Annotated in this window: 1 protein-coding gene; it reads right to left on the bottom strand. The window is 47.1% G+C overall.

Translation table 11 applies throughout. From position 1 onward, the window contains the following. A partial coding sequence (locus KP705_RS17650) for a hypothetical protein (RefSeq protein ID WP_215765221.1) occupies positions 1-454 on the bottom strand: 454 nt, incomplete at both ends.

The raw sequence follows: 454 nt of genomic DNA on the forward strand, positions 1-454 counted from the left end.
GTCGAGAACCTTTGACAGCATCCCATCTTCTAAGACGCTACCCCCACCTCTACCCATGTGAGATATCGTGTAAGTGTCAAGCATATATGCTTTTGCGGAATCATCCACCGCATTGATATCCCTGTTGCCAAGCTCCCACGAACCACGCAACGCAAACAGATTACGCCCCGTTAGAGCATCGCATCCAATTTTTTGGAGTTTTTCGATAACCTGCTGATGGTGTCGCTTAGAGACAACTTCAATGAGTTCGAGAGCCTTTTTGCCGAGTTCAGTGTCAGGCGTCTGCGTATAATTCTGGACCATAAGACAGGGTTCAGAGACGTTATAGAAAGCATGATGCGGGAGCATCAGCCCAACAATCTTATTCTCCATCTGCTCGAATTTTATTTCATCACCAACGATGACACGACCATCAAGAGAAGGCTCAACACAGAGAGCCATAGCAATATCGGGC

The organism is Gluconobacter sp. P1D12_c, from assembly GCF_018812105.1.
In the GTDB taxonomy this organism is placed as follows: Bacteria; Pseudomonadota; Alphaproteobacteria; order Acetobacterales; family Acetobacteraceae; genus Gluconobacter; species Gluconobacter oxydans_A.